Origin of the sequence: Burkholderia sp. Ac-20392, assembly GCF_017104585.1 — a bacterium.
GTDB lineage: Bacteria > Pseudomonadota > Gammaproteobacteria > Burkholderiales > Burkholderiaceae > Burkholderia > Burkholderia lata.
In genome coordinates this window covers 1-795 of the sequence record NZ_JAAGPB010001163.1, presented here as the reverse complement: position 1 = coordinate 795, position 795 = coordinate 1, and the positions used below count along the sequence as shown (strand labels likewise).

1 protein-coding gene is annotated in these 795 nt (G+C 65.8%); it reads right to left on the bottom strand.

Annotation, left to right across the window (positions count from 1 at the left end; genetic code table 11):
- Positions 1-424: 424 nt before the first annotated feature.
- Positions 425-613 carry a hypothetical protein gene (locus tag G3N99_RS42470; RefSeq protein ID WP_206125330.1) on the bottom strand — a complete coding sequence of 63 codons (189 nt, stop codon included), beginning with the start codon at positions 611-613 and terminating at the stop codon, positions 425-427.
- Between the last annotated feature and the right edge of the window lie 182 nt (positions 614-795).

Genomic DNA, 795 nt, shown 5'->3' with positions numbered 1-795 from the left:
TTCGGTCTCTACTCTATTTTTTTTCTCGTTCTACCGCTCACTCACGTCACTACACCGAGCTATACACTCTTCCCCTACCCGACGCTCATCCGATCTGGCCGGCGCCGGCCGCTCGAGCAGCGGCGCGACGAGCGACAGTGCGTCGGCGAACTGTCCGTTCTGGCACAGCGTCGCGGCGTGTTGAACCGGTGCGGATTCGTCGGAGCCAAAGGTTGTCATGGACGGCTGGGCAAGGCAGCGGGTGGTCGTCGCATCCGGCGGCGCGGCATACGCGGGCCGCGCTGCACCCGGATGGCCGTTTCGGCGCAGATAGCGTCGAGACAGGTTACCGAATCACCCACGTGCGCGATGCGGCGATCTGAGCCCATTCGCCGCGGCTGTTCGAGCGATAGGATGCCCATCGCGGCCCTCGCTACGCACTCAATTACTCGACGAACACCCGCCACAACTGCTCGAACTGCACGAGCTGGAACTGCACGAACTCGACGAACTGCAGCTCGACGACGAGCAACTGCTGTCCGACGCATCGAACGTACTGCCGCTGCCGGCTTTCGCCGCGACGAGCGTCGACATCCGCGACGCGGTCTGCACGGTTTGCGAATACACCGACCATGCGGTGCCGGCCAGCGCGGCCGTGCCGAACAGCGCAGCAGTCCACAGCAATGGGTCCGGATCGTCGCGTTCGCGGTCCTGTACCTGTTGCGCTGGGTGCATATCGGGCGCGGGTGGCGGATTTCGCGCGGCCCGCGGATCGTGCGAGATCCGGCGCGCGAGCAGCGCGGCCCGTCCGGCAGC